The 17,843-nt window shown below is 46.7% G+C and carries 9 protein-coding genes and 1 pseudogene; 5 read left to right on the top strand and 5 right to left on the bottom strand.

What is annotated here, in order from left to right:
• Positions 1-45 precede the first annotated feature (45 nt).
• Complete coding sequence (locus K331_RS0123835; RefSeq protein WP_018885834.1) at positions 46-726, top strand: response regulator transcription factor; 681 nt, start codon at positions 46-48, stop codon at positions 724-726.
• 160 nt (positions 727-886) lie between these two features.
• The gene (locus K331_RS0123825; RefSeq protein WP_028592200.1) at positions 887-1,462 is read left to right on the top strand and encodes a class I SAM-dependent methyltransferase; all 576 of its coding nucleotides are present in this window, start codon (positions 887-889) and stop codon (positions 1,460-1,462) included.
• Positions 1,463-1,607: 145 nt separating this feature from the next.
• Here the strand turns inward: K331_RS0123825 and K331_RS0123820 are convergent, their stop codons facing one another.
• Together K331_RS0123820 and K331_RS0123815 are read right to left on the bottom strand one after the other, a co-directional pair.
• Positions 1,608-3,653, bottom strand: coding sequence for a methyl-accepting chemotaxis protein (locus tag K331_RS0123820; protein WP_028592199.1), 2,046 nt, complete (start codon positions 3,651-3,653; stop codon positions 1,608-1,610).
• 398 nt (positions 3,654-4,051) lie between these two features.
• Positions 4,052-7,864 (bottom strand): RCC1 domain-containing protein, encoded by a 3,813-nt coding sequence (locus tag K331_RS0123815; RefSeq protein ID WP_028592198.1) that lies wholly within the window; start codon positions 7,862-7,864, stop codon positions 4,052-4,054.
• Positions 7,865-8,569: 705 nt separating this feature from the next.
• Here K331_RS0123815 and K331_RS31705 point away from each other — a divergent pair.
• Positions 8,570-8,869, top strand: a pseudogene (locus K331_RS31705) (cupin domain-containing protein); the annotation flags it as partial.
• A 535-nt stretch (positions 8,870-9,404) separates the two neighbouring features.
• Here K331_RS31705 and K331_RS0123805 read toward each other — a convergent pair.
• From K331_RS0123805 to K331_RS0123795, 3 genes are all read right to left on the bottom strand, one after another.
• On the bottom strand, positions 9,405-10,436 hold the full coding sequence (locus K331_RS0123805) for an LLM class flavin-dependent oxidoreductase (protein ID WP_036635806.1): 1,032 nt from the start codon (positions 10,434-10,436) through the stop codon (positions 9,405-9,407).
• Positions 10,437-10,510: 74 nt separating this feature from the next.
• Positions 10,511-10,960 carry a MarR family winged helix-turn-helix transcriptional regulator gene (locus K331_RS0123800; RefSeq protein WP_028592196.1) on the bottom strand — a complete coding sequence of 150 codons (450 nt, stop codon included), beginning with the start codon at positions 10,958-10,960 and terminating at the stop codon, positions 10,511-10,513.
• A gap of 447 nt (positions 10,961-11,407) precedes the next feature.
• The gene (locus K331_RS0123795) at positions 11,408-14,215 is read right to left on the bottom strand and encodes an adenosylcobalamin-dependent ribonucleoside-diphosphate reductase (RefSeq protein ID WP_028592195.1); all 2,808 of its coding nucleotides are present in this window, start codon (positions 14,213-14,215) and stop codon (positions 11,408-11,410) included.
• A 787-nt stretch (positions 14,216-15,002) separates the two neighbouring features.
• On the opposite strand from K331_RS0123795, the gene K331_RS0123780 reads away from it, so the two are divergent.
• Together K331_RS0123780 and K331_RS0123775 are read left to right on the top strand one after the other, a co-directional pair.
• On the top strand, positions 15,003-16,745 hold the full coding sequence (locus tag K331_RS0123780; protein WP_018885860.1) for a DEAD/DEAH box helicase: 1,743 nt from the start codon (positions 15,003-15,005) through the stop codon (positions 16,743-16,745).
• Positions 16,742-17,725, top strand: coding sequence for a YqhG family protein (locus K331_RS0123775; RefSeq protein WP_028592194.1), 984 nt, complete (start codon positions 16,742-16,744; stop codon positions 17,723-17,725). The genes K331_RS0123780 and K331_RS0123775 overlap by 4 nt, the downstream gene beginning before the upstream one ends.
• Positions 17,726-17,843 lie beyond the last annotated feature (118 nt).

The raw sequence follows: 17,843 nt of genomic DNA, 5'->3' as shown, positions 1-17,843 counted from the left end.
TAACCCTTTGATTCTCGAAGCATTCAGAAAGGAAGTTCAAAGCATATGAATACAATCCTGGTCGTAGACGATGATCCAGACATTCGAGACGTTATCCATATTTATCTACGCAACGAAGGTTATGGTGTAATCGAGGCTGCTGATGGCGATGAAGCCCTGAATGTAATTAAAGCAAGGCCCATCCAGCTGGTTATCCTTGATGTTATGATGCCTGAGATGGATGGAATCACAGCCTGCCTTAAAATACGGGAAATATCCAATATGCCGATTATCATGCTGTCAGCCAAGGAAGAGGATATTGATAAGATTACAGGGCTAACAACAGGAGCAGACGATTACATGGTCAAGCCGTTCAATCCCCTTGAATTGCTCGCTCGCGTAAAAGCACAATTACGACGGCAAACCTTGATCGGACAAGAGGAGTCCAAAGACCTTATCCTCATCAGAGATCTGGTCATTGATAAGAGCAAACATTCCGTAAAGATAAAAGGAAATGAACTTGCAATTACGCCGATGGAGTTTGCTATCCTGCTTTTGCTTGCCAGTCATCCTGGACAGGTATTCAGCTCCGAACACATCTACGAAACTATATGGAAAGAATCCTATGGGTTCTCCAACAATACGGTAATGGTCCATATTCGTAATCTGCGCGAAAAATTGGAGGAATCCCCGAGACATCCGCAATATATTAAAACAGTGTGGGGGGTCGGGTATAAAATGGAATGAACCGCAACCCAAAATCTCCGAAAAAGAAAATTCAGGTCAACATATTAATTCGTATGGTACTCAGTCTAATGATTACGGGAATTTCGCATGATTTTACGTACTCCGCTGACAATAAAGCGATTCATTTAAAATGGAGTCATATACAACGGGGGATTATTAATTGAATATTTACGAATACCTGCTGTTCCTGAAAGGCTTCCTTAGCAATCCAACACGCGTAGGAGGCGTTCTCCCAAGTTCTCGATATCTGGCAATGAGGGTCGTTCAGTCTGTTCCGTGGAATGAGGTCAGGACTGTGGCAGAACTTGGCGCAGGTACAGGTGCTATCACGCGCTTCATCAGGGAACAAGTATCACCTTCCACAAAAGTATTGTTATTCGAGCGTGACAGAAACATGCGGGACCATCTGAAATCCCAGTTTCCTGGCTTTAGCTTCCACTCCAATGCTAGCTATTTGATCAAAAAAATGAATGAAGAACAAATCGGTCAACTAGACTGCATCATATGCGGATTGCCCTTATTTAATTTATCGAATGACATGCGGGGCAAATTACTTCAGCAAATGATTGCAGCACTTAAGCCAGGAGGTATGATCGTCTCCTATCATTACACCCCCTACATGAAAAAACGGTGGGTAAAGCACCTGGAGATCGAGAAGATTGAGTTCGTGCCATGCAATCTCCCTCCAGCTTTTGTGTATGTATGTCGCAAATCGCTGGACAAGGGTTCTAACTAGAAAAATGCTTTTGGTCATCCTTGGGATTACGTACATATCGAATTACGTACATAATTGATCTACGTACAATCAATAGAAGAAAGACGTGAGTTCTTTACCCACGTCCTTCTTGTGTTCAATCCTATAGAGTAATGCCTACTCCGAACTATAATGTAAATCGGCTAACTTGTTTCTGCATATTTTCAGCCATTTTGGCTAGTTGCATCGTAGATGATGCTATCTCTTCCATCGCCGCCATCTGTTCCTGTGCAGCTGCCGAAGTTGTATAGGCACTATCGGCCGAAACCTTGGAGATATTCATCATTTCTGCTACGGTCGTAGTCACTTGCTCGGTGCTTGCGGACAGCTGCTCTGAGATCGCCGAAATGTCTTGGATTTGGCCGACGATGCGGCTGGAGAACTGCTCTATATTGGAAATCGACTCCGATGCTTCTTTGCTAATGCGCATCCCTTCCCCCACTTGGGCACGAACTTTGTGATTCATCAGCAAGGTAGATTCCGAGATCAGGCCAAGCATTTTGCCAATGGTATCACCAATCGCTTCAGCACTTTGTCTGGACTGCAGCGATAATTCATTTACTTCACTTGCAACAACTGCGAACCCTTTTCCATGCTCCCCTGCCCTGGCTGCTTCAATGGATGCATTCAAAGACAATAAGTTAGTTTGTCGCGCTATGTTTGAAATACTATCGTTCATATGTTGGGCTTCCGCGGAAAGAGCAGACAATTGATTCATCAGATTGGATGTTTCTTCAACTGCGTCCAGTATTTCTCTCATTTGATCATGCACTTGGGTGATGGTCTGACTTCCATCAGCCACCGCACTCTCCGTCTCTTTGGCGGCGTATACGATAGAATCGGCCGATGCTGTAATCGTATCAATGCCTTGGAGCATCTCCTCGACCGCTCGCGCGGTCTGAGTAGAATTTTCAGCACCGACAGCCGCCTTCTCTGCTGCCTGCGCAATCGTTTCAGCCACATGTTGGACAGACAATGTCGTCTGTTCCGTACTCTCCTGAATTTGTTGGGATGCATCCCCTAGTCTTGTTGACGTCTGATCAAGCTCTGTAACTACAGCTTGCAATGAAATAGTCATTTGGTCAAAATCCTCTGCTAACAGGCCAAATTCGTCTTTACTGTTAAGCGCAACCCGCTCGGACAGATTTCCTTCACGCACACGACGTGTTGCGATTCGCAGCTTGTTCATCGAGATCATAAAGGACCTCAAAATCAATAAAATAACCACCAAGCCCAAGAATACCGAAATAGAAATTACGGTTAGACTGGTAAGCATAATTGGTCTCGCTGCGGCTATGAAGTCTTCATGACCCATCAGTGAAATGACATTCCAGCCTGTCAGAGCGTTGACTCCATTATAGACCTCCAAGTCATATGCCAGATCAGTTCTCACGAAATGCGAAAATGCCATCGGAGCATCCTTGCTGGAAGCGATATTCCGCTCTACGGGGATTCCCTCAATCAGCGCTCCTCCAAGCTCTCCTCCCCCGCCTTGTGCGATGGCTCCCGCCCAAGCAGCAATGGTTCGGTTGGCATCCACGATAATCAAGCTTCCGTTGCCGCCAACGTCCAGTAACGCGATCTCTTGGACCAGTGAATCCAGATTCAGTTGAATGCTGGCAACACCTCGGCCGTCAGACAGTTCTTTTGCTATCTCCACGTATAAAGCTCCAGAATTCGCATCTTTCATGACACCTGAGATATAGACTGTTCCATTCAGGCCAATCCCACGTTTGTACCAGTCCATCTGCCGCGGATCATGCGTTGTCTCCCCGGGATCAAGGGATGTTATGTATTGTCCATCCTCATTGGCAATGCTAATGTTTAAAATACTCGGGTACTGTACCGTTATGCGATCCAACTCTTCACGCACCGCATCTGCGTCATCAGTGACCGATGTGGAGTCAAACGCTTGGTTGATGAGTTCCAACAAATCCACTTTGGCGCCTACGATGTGATCAATGTGTTGTCCGGCCATAGTCAGAATCGTATTCATAGGTTCTGTCATTCGTTGCTGGACTTCATCCTTGGCACTTTGGTAAGAGAAATACCCGATCACCGTGGCCGGGATAATAAGCACCGCAAGAAATGCAACAATGAGCCTTGTACTTATCAAACGGGAAAACGTAACTGCCTTGGTGAATAGTCGCATGCCTTGTTCTTTCTTTTTCAATAGAAACTCCCCCTCCAACTCGTCTGAGAACGCAAAAAAACCTACATATGTATATGCCTAATAGAAACACAGGGCATACAAATATATAGGTTTTGCCTGAATAATCAGTAACAAGCCTCAATTTATTCCATTATAGCACAAAGAATATTTTGGAGGTAGCTTGGTTGCCGTGGACTTCAACAATGCAAGCTCTGTGGATTCTGTGCGCTGGCGCATTTTTCATCTATACATTAAATCAGAATGTTTTCTATGTCTTTCTTTAACCATTCTTGTGCAACTTCGGCGGACTTCTTCAAAATCAAATTATAATCTTCATTTTTCTCTTCTTTTAAGGGGAATACAAAAAAACCAAACAAGAGCGCTTTAAACGTCTTGTTTGGCAGCTATTCATCTTAAGACTAGAATACCTTTGTATGCTCCAAAAGCTGGACAAGCATTACGGCGGCCTCCGCACGGGAAATATTGCTTTCCGGCTGCAGATTGCCTTCTGGATAACCCTGTAGAAAACCCTCACTTACGGCATCAGCGAGGGCGCTCCTTGCCCACGGAGCAATATTATGCGCATCAGTGAAACTACTGATAGTATCTTCTTTACCTTCATCGACTGCATAACCGGCCCATTTCAGTGCACGCAGCATGACAACAGCGGCTTCTTGGCGGCTAATTGGCTTATCTGGGTAAAACCTCCCGTCATCATTACCCTGCACAAGCTCTTCACGTAGAGCCACAGTCAAGCTTCCTGCATACCATCTGTCCATATTAACGTCATCAAAGGAGGCTTGATCCGTAGCTATACTTGGCAGACCGAGCGAACGTACAACCATCGCTGTTAACTCAGCACGGGTAACAGACGTCTTAGGTCCGAAGTTCTTTCCATCTACACCGTTTACGATGAGGAGCGAAGCAAGCCGATGCACAGCATCTTCCGCCCAAGACCCCTGCATATCGTCAAACCTCTTGTCATTCGTCAGAAGTGCATAGACGCCACCGGATTTAATTTGCCACCTCCGATTGTGCTCATTAAGTGCAGAGGGAACAAAGGATAAACTCTTCTGAACTTGATCATATCTTGCAACGAACTGCTGTCCCAGTTCCATTAACGCTGATCTTGGTATCATTAGACTCACGGGATATCCAAAATTCTGCAAGGAGCGTTCATTTCCATCAATGACGGCGCTAATTTTCAACTGAAGAGGCCAGCCATGCACATCAGCACCGAGTTTTGCTGCCGCCTCCTGAAGGGAGTTACGATCTGCTAAAGAAGCCCCGCTGAGTACAACACGGACTTCGCTGTAGGGCTGATCATCAAGCTCTCGCAGTAATACTACGGGAATAAGAATATCACTCAGTCTAGTCCTCACGTGCAGCATATTTTCCGGATTCATTTTAGAAATGGTCTCCTTTGGCAGAGTGAGAGTCCAAGCCGCATCAGTATCGGAATTAAGCGAGTGGCCATCTATTTCGTAGATCGAAGCATTTAAGTCTTGCTCTGTCCACTTAAACTTTAATGTATCTACACCAGAGGTGAGTTTTAGTTCGTACAGAGCTGACTGGTTCTGAATTTTTACAACTTCCTTCCGTTCGTCCCTTGATTTAACGGGTGAAGGGTTGATCGGTTTGACAATAGTGCTGATTGTAATCGCATGGACGGCTTCGTTACCAGCGGTGTCCTTTGCATAAATCGTATATTCACCATTCTCTTTAACTGTAAAGGTACGCATCGCTAATAGGTCTGCGCCGCTTGTGCCACCCAAAAAATCTGCTGATGTACGTCTACCCTTCAGCCATCGCAGGTGGGTAAGCACATTGCCCATTTCACTTTGTTCGGTAATGGCGGTTACTGCAATCTGAATGGCTGTGCCATTCCCCCCGCTAGTACCTAGTTCGAGTGACGGCTCTATTGATATGATGCGGATCTGGCTCATATCTGGAACGACAAATTTCGTCAGTGCTGACTCTCCAGTGTCGGTATAAACAATTGCAGCGCCGTTGGGAAGCAACAGCTCTTCTTGCAGTTGGATACCTTCAGGAACGCTCAAGCCCGTTGGCACCACGTAGTCAAATTGCAATGCTGTTTGCGATCCGCCTATTCTACCAGTATAGACGGCGTACACAGTCTCCCCACCCAGTTTAATACCAAGTCGCGGCATACCAGTGACATCTACTGAATCACGATAGGTCAAAATGAACCTGAGCGTGCTGTTCGTTCCATACACTCCCTTACCTGGAGCTGTCAGTACCAAACCAATTACTTTGGAACGAAAGGTTGCTATTGCCTGATCAAGATCGGACCGGGCACTTTCAAGTTCCTCTTGTGTTCGATTGGCCGCATCATCCGCTATAGTCTGCGCGATATCAAGAGCAATCAGAAGTTGCCCTCTCGTAGCAGTGGATGCCTCACTGAGCCCAGTCCCTTCGGGATGATCGGTGAGCGCCTGTCTGGCAATATTAATAGTTCCCAGTAGACCGGAGGGATCGCCAGCATTCCGGATATTGTTAAGCTCAATTGTTTTTATAGCTTCCCCGCCTGCTTCGTCACGTGCATATACCGTATACATACCGCTGATCGCAGCTTCAAACCTTTGTGTATCCAAAATGTCAGTACCCACTCCGGCAAAGTCGGTTATCTTTCGATCACCATAAAGCCATTTTAGACGGTTAAGTCCGTTGTCATTTCCGTCTAACTGTACATACACTTCTACTGTAACCGGACTATATGTATCTGACGTCGTCGACGGTATAAGTTTAAGAATCGGTGCCTCCCTTACATGGACCGTGTATACTAATGTTTCAGACACCCCCGCTAGGTAGGTATCATCTCCGTCATAGTGAACTGACAGACTATGCTGACCTGGAGACAAACTATTTGTGTCGAATGTCGCCGAACCCCCGTTCAGCGTTCGGCTACCTAGCAAATTCCCATCATCTCTGAATTCAACTATCCCTGTCGGGTCCCCCAGGCTGCCCGAGACGTTAGCGGTTAGAGTAATCCCCTCAAGGTACTTCGATGATGGCTTGGATACACCAACCGTTACAGTCGGAATATTGTTAAGATGCATTCGGTTTGGCACCAATCCTTGTGAATACCCCCAAGCCCAAATGCGCCCTTCCGTATCAAGAGCATAGGATTGTTCATAGCCTGCTGTAATTGTGGTAAATATGATAGGGCTTCCGTTCTCGATTGCCTTCACCTTGACCGGGGCAGAATTTATGGTTGTTCCGTTACCTAGTTGTCCGAAGTCGTTTTTTCCCCATGCCCACAAATTCCCATTCGTATCGAGCGCCAAAGCATAGTGGTTTCCTCCAGAAATTTTCGAGAATACAACAGGAGTTCCACCGTCCAAAACATTCAACTTTTCAGGGGACCAACGCGTTTGAGGATCAACTCCACCATCTCCTTGCTGGCCGTTATTGTTGCTGCCCCAGATCCATATATTTCCATCAGTTTCAAGCGCCAGAGCAAGGAAGTCACCTGTTCCATAGCCTGCACCAACGGCAACTTCTCGAAATTGGGGGATTGCCCCGCCGTCGATCAAATTAAACTTACTCGTCTGACCTCCAGAAAGAATAACTTGCCATAAGTGATTGTTAGAATCAATTCCTACCGCCTGTTCTTCATTGGCAGCGATCGATTTAAATTTAACTGCGCTTCCACCATCCGTAAGGTCTAGCTTCACCGGTCTTGAGGTTGCACCTTGTATTTTTTCGCTAATTCTAAATCCCCACCCCCAAAGCTCGCCCTCGTCATCAATGGCATATGAGGCACCACGGCCAGTAGCGATCGAGGAGAAAGTGACCTGCGCTCCTCCGTCTTTCACATCTAATTTCCCCCAACTAAGGGAGGGGTTGAAATCTCCGTGTCCGAGCTGGCCATCAGAGTTATTGCCAGTTGTCCAGATCTGTCCATTCGTATCCAATGCCATACTATGATTCAATCCTGTCTTGACTTCACGAAACCTAACCAACGTATTACTGTCAACCACCTCCATTCGCAGTGGAACTTCAGAATCAGTTGTGATACCATTTCCAAACTGGCCGTGCAAGTTCTTCCCCCAAGCCCAGATGAATCCCTCGTTATCCAATGCCAAGGTGGTAGCCGACTGACTAGACACTGAGGTAAATGAAAGTGCCGCAGCGCTTGCCCTAGGGATTGTAACTAATGATTCAATAACGAGCACCAGTGTTACAAATACTAACCATATTCTTTTCACCGTTCAGCATCCTCCCCAACGAGCTTGCTTTCTAACTGATCGTTCGTCAGTTACAACCTCATAATGATACAAGAAATGCATCAAGAGTTCTATTTAATTTTAATAATTATTCTCGAACAAAGCAGTTACTTATTGTAAGCTACAAAATAGCTTTCTCTTCTACCCAGTTGAGCATTGAAGCGATCTTCCAAGGTTATCGAGAAGACACTGACTTTGCTAGAGCATCGTAACCCTAAGCAAGCTCCCATTCTGTAGCTTTACTTGTGCATCATCTTTATATCACTATGTATTTCGACGAATATAGAAATGAAATATTAGGTTAAGGGATGTTGGAAATGGAACTTCTTCCCCTTTATTTTCTATTAGACACAATCCTTAAATGGATTTGTGATATTTTGTTTACATATGATCAAACTACATCTCACCTCTAAATATTACTGCACCTTTAGCATTTAAAATCAAAGCTTCACAAAAAAGCATTCCTAGCCACTTTTGCAAGATGCCAGGAATGCTTTTTGCTTTCTCTCATGCTCGACATTTTTCATTTGGTTTCATCAATACGATTGAACAGCAGGCTCTTGCCCATTCTTGAACTTTTTAGCTCCCCTTATTTAGGCACTTGCATATGATGAAGGTATCTTAAAACAGCAGAGGAGTACGAGTGTTAATTACAAATATTACCAGTCACATCACTGGCAAAATCTAATGCCCAACCGCTACAATGATACCGGTCATGGATCTTATCCCCAAGATTACAATTGGTTCAATTACGGTAATAATCCCTATGAGCAAAATAAAATTAGAGATTACGGACAACAACCACTTGTAATCAATATTGATCAAGCAGCCAAACAGAACAATAACTACCGTACTGCATTATGGACAGGTAAACATCTTCAAGTAACTCTGATGAGTATTAATGTTGGTGATAGCATTGGATTGGAAGTCCATCCGACAACCGATCAATTCATACGCATTGAAGAAGGCCAGGGACTTGTTCAAATGTAATCGCCCCTGTTCATTCCATAAATATTGGGTACCGTATCCAGAATGAATGTCAATTTGTTGAAGAGTTGAGAAGCGAGAGTCCACATAGTCAAATCCTAGATACTTATAGTGAAGTAAGATAACCTCCATTAGAGGTGGTACTACAATGTTGCCTATAGGTGATGAGGTATGTCTTCCAGATGCGAAGTTTGTCTCCTGTATTTCATTTGGGTTAAATATTTGTGGTTTATCATATAAGTGGCGCCGAACTCCATTTTGCACGCTTTCACACAGTTTAGTTGTATCATCTGGGAAGACATCCGTCACCATTTCAAAGCCAGTGGGTGTAACAAGAGTAACACCTGGAATGGTCATGGTGGTCAAACCCTCAATCCCTCCACCCGCATAGCGGGTGGTTTTTTGTTTCTCGCATTTCACGCGCTCAACTGACTGAAGCCATAATAAAAGAGCCGCTAAATTAGCGACTCTAATGGGATCATGTTCTTGTCCCGACAGGCTTGAATTCGTGCTATAAAGTCATACATGTCAAGTATTACGAAATGCGCGCAAGTTCTTTCTTTACCATAGGCACTACTTTAGTTCCGAATAATTCAATCGTTTGCATCAGGTCGCGATGAGGCAAGGTGCTAATATCGATATGAAGCAGGAAACGCGTTAATCCTAAGTTTTTCTTCAGTAATACGATTTTTTCGGCAACGTGCTCTGGATCTCCCAAATACAACGCGCCTTCCAAACTTCTTGCTGCTTCAAAAGATTGGCGTGTGTATTCCGCAAAACCTCGTTCACGTCCAATCACATTTATAAGATCCACGACGGCTGGGAAATACAAATTAGCGGCTTCTTCCGCATCCTCTTTAATGAAACCGTGCGAATGTACAGCGATCTTCAATTTACGAAGGTCATGTCCTGCTTGTTTGGCGGCTTCTTTATATAAATTTACCAATGAAGCGAATCGTGCTGGAGATCCCCCAATGATGGCAAAACACACCGGCAATCCCAAAAGACCTGCTCGAATGGCCGAATTCGCGTTTCCTCCAGTACCAATCCACACTGGCAACGGATCCTGAACGGCACGGGGATAGACTCCTAAATCATGAATAGCTGTACGATGATTCCCGCTCCAGGTTACTTTTTCCGAAGAAACAATGTTGAGCAGCAAGTCCAGCTTCTCCTCAAATAACTCGTTATAATCATCCAGTGTATACCCAAACAAAGGAAAGGACTCAATAAATGATCCCCTGCCAGCCATAATCTCTGCTCGTCCGTTAGAGAGCCCGTCCAATGTTGCGAAATTTTGGTATACTCTAACCGGATCGTCGGAAGATAAGACCGATACTGCACTTGAAAGACGAATTCGATTCGTTTTGGCAGCAATGGCAGCTAAAATCGTTGTAGGTGCCGAACTTGCATATTCAACACGGTGATGCTCGCCAATAGCATAAACGTCTAATCCGACTTGTTCTGCTAATACCGCTTCATCCACGGCTTGCCGGAGTCTTTCCGCATGCGTTACGCCGCCCTGTCTTGGCTTAGCTTCAAGGAACGTGCTCAGTCCAAACTCCATAACATCAAATTGTTCGCTCACAAGTTCCCCTTCTTTCCATTCAATTAACCACGTACTGTATTGTTTGCTGAAATTTATTCTTCTTGCATATTCTGAATCCCGAATCCGATTCTTTTAAGCAGATCAATGAGTTGTTTTTTTTCCTCATCGGAAATAAAAGAAAAGCTTCGGGATATCATTGCAACGTGTTTGGGAAAAATCTCGTCAAACAACTCTTTTCCTTGTTCTGTGAGGATGACATGAAATACCCTTTTGTCCTCAGGGTGTTGTTTCCTCTCCACAAGTCCCTTCTTTTCCAACTTATTAATCACATAGGTTATGCTTCCACTCGGGATGGATAGCCGCTCGCTAATTTGTTGTACTGTCTGTGGACCCTTGCTGTATAGCAATTCGAGCGTAATGAAGTTCTCAATGCTAATGTTGTTACTTTGAATATCTTTCTCAATGTTTTTGGATGCTGCTCTGGTCGACTTCATCCACACTCGGAATAATCGCAAATCAAGATTACTTTGGTCGTCCATCAACTGACTCCTTCCGAAAAACAGGGTATGAAATACGATTCATTCAGAATCACAAACGAAATGCATACTTAAACTAATGATTCAAAATGAATGAGGAATACAAAAAATATTCATTTTAAAATCCCCTTTATCCTAATTTTATAATAAATATATCATAATCTTAGGATAATACCTGTCAATATCATTTTTCTAGGTTTGAATGCGGTCAATCAGATGTGCAATAGAACCATTCAAAAATATTGTTTTACAATTTAATTTTCCCTAGAGTATCTCTTTATTACATAAAGAAACGCGGTAGCATATTTAAAAGATGCTACCGCGTTAGAAATTAAATACATTGATAATTGTAAACAAGAGTACATACAATTGCTGATTATCATTTTAAATGAAACATTTATCATTTAAAATGATAAATCACAACTAACATATTATCTATTCTGAAAAACCACCTCAAGAACAGCGGCTATACCCGCAATTACTACACGTTTTGCAGCCCTCTACATTCATAAGCGAAGCCGATCCGCAGGATGGACATAGATCTCTGGAGGCCGTCGCTGCGAGGCTTGCTGGATAGGCACCTTTTTCCGTTGTACCATGTTTGCCAGCAGCATCAGTGGCATGACTATCCGCAGAATGGACGTGCTGTCCCGCGGAATTCACCTTCAACTGTGCATGCTCCCCATTCGGAGTCTCTACGTCGAGCGTAGCAGCAATCGGAGCCACTTCCAGTCCGGTTGCATCTATAGCGTTAGCTTGCACATGCGTCTCCAGTGCCTTGGCTACCGCATCGGCAATAGACTCTACGCGGTTCACACCGAAGCCAATGGCGCCGGAACCGCCAATTCCCTTCAAATGCTTCACTAGCAGCTCTACCTTCTGTCCATGATCTCCATAACGCAAGAACAAGGAGCATACTCGGCCTAGCGCCTCGGCCATGGCGAATACGTCTGAGCCCGCCTTACCGACATTCAGGAAGATTTCGGCAGGAATGCCGTTCAGATCATTAATCGTAATGTATGCCATCCCGAACGGAGTATTGATCTTGTAGGTCGCTCCGCGTAGCACCTGTGGACGACTCTTGTACTGCTTGTCCACGACCTTGCCTTGCGCACCAATGTTGGCTGAGGTAGCCGAGCCCGTTGACGCAGTTGAAGCGATACCTTTATTCTGTTCACTCGCTTCCGCTGCTTCAGAGAGCACATTAGCGTCTGCACCGCCACCAGTATTAGACTGTAATTGCTGTAATTGCTGTAATTGCTGTACTTCCTGTGCTGCCTCAGCTCCCGTTGTCTCCTTCGCAGGGGCATCCTTGGTGTCTTCGTCCTTCTTGCCAGTCGACAGCACCTGCACATCCCGGCTTCCATCCCGGTAGATGGTTACCCCTTTGCAGCCCAGATCGAACGCCAGCTCATACAATCTCTTGGTCTCTTCTACGGTGAAGTCAGCCGGGCAATTGGCTGTCTTGGAGATCGAGCTATCTACCCAGCGCTGGATGGCTGCCTGAGCGCGGATATGATCCTCCGCAGACAGATCCATCGCGGTGATGAAGTAGTCTGGTAATGACTCACCCGGATGCGCATCCAGCCATTCCTGTGCAATCGGGACGAATTGCTCATCGAAGCCTAGACGGCTCTGACGGAAGTACTTGAATGCAAAATAAGGCTCAATTCCGGTGGACGTACCTACCATAGTGCCCGTGCTGCCCGTCGGTGCTTGCGTAATGACCGTTACATTCCGTATGCCCTTTTCCGTCACAGCAGTACGGATCTCTGGATAGATCTCCGTCATATTCTTCATGAAGCCGCTTTGCAGATATTTCTCTGCATCAAAGGCCTGGAAAGAACCCTTCTCTTCAGCAATATCAGCAGAGGCCAGATACGCCTCACGCGCAATGAAGCCATACAGCTTGTCCAGGAACTCCAATGATTCCGGGCTACCATAGCGAATCTTCAGCTTGATCATCAGCTCAGCCAATCCCATCGTGCCAAGTCCTACACGGCGCTCAAGCTTCTGGTTCTGTTCATTTTCCGGAAAATGATAGGGTGTCTTATCAATAACGTTATCCAAAAAGCGTACCGAGTAGCGAGTCGTGGTAGCCAGATCCTCCCATGCCACATCCTGCTGCTCCTCGTCATAGAACTTGGACAGATTGATGGCTGAGAGGTTGCAAACTCCCCAAGCTGGAAGCCCCTGTTCGGCGCATGGATTAGTACAGATAATCGGATTGAAATACCAGCTGTTGGACATCTGATTGTAGTATTCCATGAATACGACTCCTGGCTCGGCGGACTTCCAAGCGGATTCGATGATGGTATGCCAGATTTCACGCGCCTTGACGGTGCGATATGGAATGACCTTGCGCCCACTGGCCTTCCACTGCTCCAGATCGCCGTCCCATACTTCGTTATAATCGGGTTCGTTCGTATCGGGGAACACCAGCTCCCAGTCCAGATCCTCCTTCACGGCCTTCATGAAGCCATTGCTGACACAGACTGAGAGATTGGCATTAGTAACTTGTCCCATAGTCTGCTTCACGGTAATGAAATCCAGCACATCCGGATGCCAGTCATTGATCATCAGCATCAGGGCACCACGGCGACTTCCACCTTGCTCAATCAATCCAGTCGTGTAGCTGAACAGACCACCCCAGGACACAGCTCCACTAGACGAGCCGTTCACACCTTTAACTACTGCTCGGCGAGGTCGCAGAGAAGACAGGTTAATCCCTACACCACCCCCACGGGCCATGATCTCAGTCATCTCGGACAAGGTCTGCATAATACCGCCACGGCTATCCTTAGGTGAAGGGATAACATAACAGTTGAACAGCGTCAGCTCATCGCTGGCCCCGGCGCCTGCGGCAATTCGACCTCCAGGTACTAGCTTCCAGTCATCCAGGATGGTGCGGAACTTGGTCTTCCATTCCTGCTGTAGCTCTGGCGTACTCTCTACAGAAGCCATGGCTCCAGCGAGACGATCCCACATTTCCTCTGGCGTCTTCTCGATGTTCAAGGTCAGCTTCTCCACATCGGATTCGACCAGTTGTCCCGTGCGTGTCTTCACAATAACCTTGCGGCCTTCGCGGCTGACAATCTCACCGACCTCCTTGGTCGGGAACTTAGGATCATCCTTCGTCAAGACCAGCACGACATCTCCGACCTTAGCGTGATTGGTATCGGCATCCTTCCATGCATAACGATCAAGGAAGATCTTCTCGCTAAGTCCGGTCAGGCGCTGGGAATGGTGAGTGGTAGTCAATGATAACAACCTCCTGTATAAATTTCAGATGATCTCTAAAATAAGAACTGACAATATGACAGCTAAAGCGTGCTTCTTCCAGGATAATAGAAGTTATAAATTTTCAGCGGAGCTGACCATTCGATTATCGCAAGAAAGCATCAGCTAAACGTAGCCTGTCTTCTGTGAAAGTGTATCGTTAGACGTTTCCTTATGTAATATCACAATATATTGTGTGCGAATCATATTATACTATACTATATATGGATTAAATCATTTCGATTTTGTGAATTTTCGTCTTCTTCCTCTATCTTATGACTGCTACCCATCTTATTCAGACTCATTCTCTTTTTTTCTCCCGCCTGCATATTCATGCTCATTCCTCTTCACGCTCTTCCTTATTTCCTACTCACCTTCTAATTCCCTTCTGCTCATCCATCACTCAACCACTACTTCTCTGCTACGAATAACCAATGCTTTTCTTTTGGCGTTACATTCGTTTCGTCTGGCTCCCGATCCATCTTCCTTGGAGCACATCGCTTCCTTGCATTTGACTCCATACTTTTCTTTCATCTGTGTACATGCCTTTCTTTCCTCTGTATACATCCTCACCATTCAACTATGTACACCCTTCTTTCATCGCTTCATTCTGATGGAATGACATACTTTAGGTTATGAATCTCCTGCCTAACGCCCATACTACAAATATACTCATATACCGACTAGCGGCTATGCCATCGGGATCGACGACCAGAGCCCGAGCTGCCCGCCTAGTTCGAAAAAGTGACAGCAGAGGGAGGGATGGTTCGTGAATCCGCATCATTCGTCGACAACACAGGATGTCCCCCAGCTGCCGGTACCGGTACAATTCGACCGTGACTGGGCAGAAGAGCTGGATCAGCGTGTTCGCAAAGGAGGACCTTGGGGAGACTGGGATTTGTTCAGGCTTACCATGCAGGCCGAGCAAGCAAATCTGATTCCGAGCTTCGATGAGCTGCAATGCTTGAAGCACCTTCAGGACCTGACCCCGCTCCCCCATCAGTTGGATACAGCCCGCAAAGTTCTGTTCAATATGTCCGGGCGCGCGATTCTGGCTGATGAGGTAGGACTCGGCAAAACGATAGAAGCTGGCATGATTCTAAAGGAATATATGCTTCGCGGCCTGGCTTCCAAAATATTGATTCTCGTTCCCGCCTCGCTTGTCCTGCAGTGGGTACGGGAGCTGAACAGTAAGTTCGGTATTACTGCAGTCGCCCAGAAGAAAGCCCATACCTGGTATTCCGATGTGGTTGTGGCTTCCATCGACACAGCCAAGCGCGAGCCCCATCGCGATATACTGCTCGATACCGATTATGATCTGGTCATTATTGATGAAGCCCATAAGCTGAAGAACAAGAAGACCACCAATTACCAGTTCATCACCAAGCTACGCAAAAAGTACTGCCTGCTATTGACGGCGACACCTGTCCAAAACGATCTGTCAGAGCTGTTTAACCTGATCACCCTACTGAAGCCAGGACAGTTGGGGCGTCAGGGGGATTTTGCAGCCAACTTTGTCGTCGACAAGCGTGTACCGAAGAATGAGGACCAGCTCAAGGAGGAGCTGTCCAAGGTCATGATCCGCAACAGACGTGGTGAGGGGCCCGTCCAATTCACCAAGCGTAATGTATCCAATATCAATCTTCAGCTCTCAGCGGATGAACGTGCGCTCTATGAAGGTGTGACCTCCTTTGTGAAGGATCAATACGAGGCATCTGGCGGCAGTCTCAGCAGCATGCTATCCATGGTGACCCTGCAGCGCGAGGTATGCAGTAGCCGGGACGCCGTGTTCGTAACACTGGTGAATCTGGCGAAGAAGCTGGCACCAGATTCGCCGGTTCGCGATCGGATTTGGGAGCTCGTCGCCGCCATCAAAGCGATTAAAGCCAATACCAAAGCAGAGAAGACGATGGAGCTTGTACGGAACATGAACGAGAAGGTCATTGTCTTTACGGAGTACAGGGCCACACAGGAATACCTTCTGAATTACTTCCGTGAACGTGGCCTGACAGCTGTCCCTTATCGTGGCGGGATGAACCGGGGACGTAAGGACTGGATGATGGATCTGTTCCGGGGCAAGGTGCAGGTGATGATTGCAACAGAAGCCGGCGGCGAGGGCATCAATCTGCAATTTTGTCATCATATGATTAACTTCGATCTTCCATGGAATCCCATGCGTGTAGAGCAGCGGATCGGGAGAGTGCACCGGCTGGGTCAGCAGAATGACGTCCAAATCTATAACCTGTCTACGCAAGGCACCATTGAGGAGCATATCTTGAACCTGCTGCACGAGAAGATCAACATGTTCGAGATGGTCATCGGCGGCCTGGACGTTATTCTGGAGCGTTATGAGCAGCAGGAGAACATAGAGAAAAGTCTATTCAAAATTATGCTGGAATCGAAATCGGATGAGGAGATTCGTAGTAAGGTGCATACACTTGGTCATTCCTTGGAATCCATCCGTCAGGAGTTGGGCACACAGGAAAGGACTCAGGGAGGAGCCCATTCATGAGTATGAGTACCGAGCAAGTACAGCAATTCGTTATGACCTATCTGGAGGCGACTGGAAGCACCATCATTGAGAAATCACCCTGCCATGTGACGGTCAAACTGTCACCAGAAGCGGACAAAGCCCTAACGAACCGCCCTTACTATTGGGGCTATGTTGAACGGACGGGGGTTCCGGCTGAGACGATGTCATTCACCTTCGTATTTGACAAAGCTACCTACGATGAGGATCTGGCGGCTAAAGAAGCATTTAAACATTCGGGCAAGCTCGGCATCCCGGGCGGCTCCAGCAACCCAACCCAAATGAACGGTAATTCTGGCGAGGACAACTCACTCCTATCCAGGTATATGGGGGCGCTTCCCCCTATGCCACAGTTGGGTCCTAATCGAATCCTGCGTGAGGATGTCATCTATGGCAGCCGCAGACTGCAGCAGATCTTCGCAGCTGCCAAGGACGGGGGGCGATATGTGAATCTCTTCGAGCTTCCGCTCCAGCGACAACTCAATGCGCGTACTCCCGTTATGTATGAGAGCTGGCTTGGTGCATGCTTCAAGGTCGAATTCACCTGCGATCTCAAGCGGGAGGAGCTGCATTTTCTCGGCATCTCCCTGCGTAGCGGACAGATCCAGCAGGATTTCGGTAAATTGCTGAACCGCAAGCAGTTAAGTCCACAGATGGCCGGCAACATGCATGTGCAGACAGCCAAGCTGAGTATACAGGAAGCGACTCGTGCCCTGGAGCAGCATGTGCTGCGCCAGATTCAGCATCGTGACTATTCCTGGGCAGATCAGGCCAGAGAACGGCTTGCCGAGGAGCTGAGCGTCGTGGATCTATATTACGAGGATCTGCTGAAAGGACAGGATGAAGAGCGTCAGATCGCCATCCGTGAACAGTTTCAGGCTCGCAGAGAGGAGATGCAATGGCAGTACGAGCCTAAGGTCGTGGTATCTGTCATGAATTGCGGTCTCTTTCATCTAAGATAACGACGATTACCTCCCCGCTGCACAAAAGCTGCACAAAATCTGGTCAAGGCTACTCACGATTCGCCTATATATGCTATAAGCTGGGGACTATCATCTTCCAAAAAGAGGAATATCGACA

Source organism: Paenibacillus massiliensis subsp. panacisoli DSM 21345, assembly GCF_000426545.1.
Lineage (GTDB): Bacteria > Bacillota > Bacilli > Paenibacillales > Paenibacillaceae > Paenibacillus > Paenibacillus panacisoli.
Note: the sequence above shows the minus strand (reverse complement) of the source record. Positions and strands in the feature narration are given on the sequence as shown.

What these genes read in the sequence shown, in the direction of transcription:
- K331_RS0123835 (WP_018885834.1), top strand. Translation starts at nt 46, where the DNA reads ATGAATACAATCCTGGTCGTAGACGATGATCCAGACATTCGAGACGTT.
- K331_RS0123805 (WP_036635806.1), bottom strand. Translation starts at nt 10,436, where the DNA reads ATGGAGTTTGGACTGAGCACGTTCCTTGAAGCTAAGCCAAGACAGGGC.
- K331_RS0123775 (WP_028592194.1), top strand. Translation starts at nt 16,742, where the DNA reads ATGAGTATGAGTACCGAGCAAGTACAGCAATTCGTTATGACCTATCTG.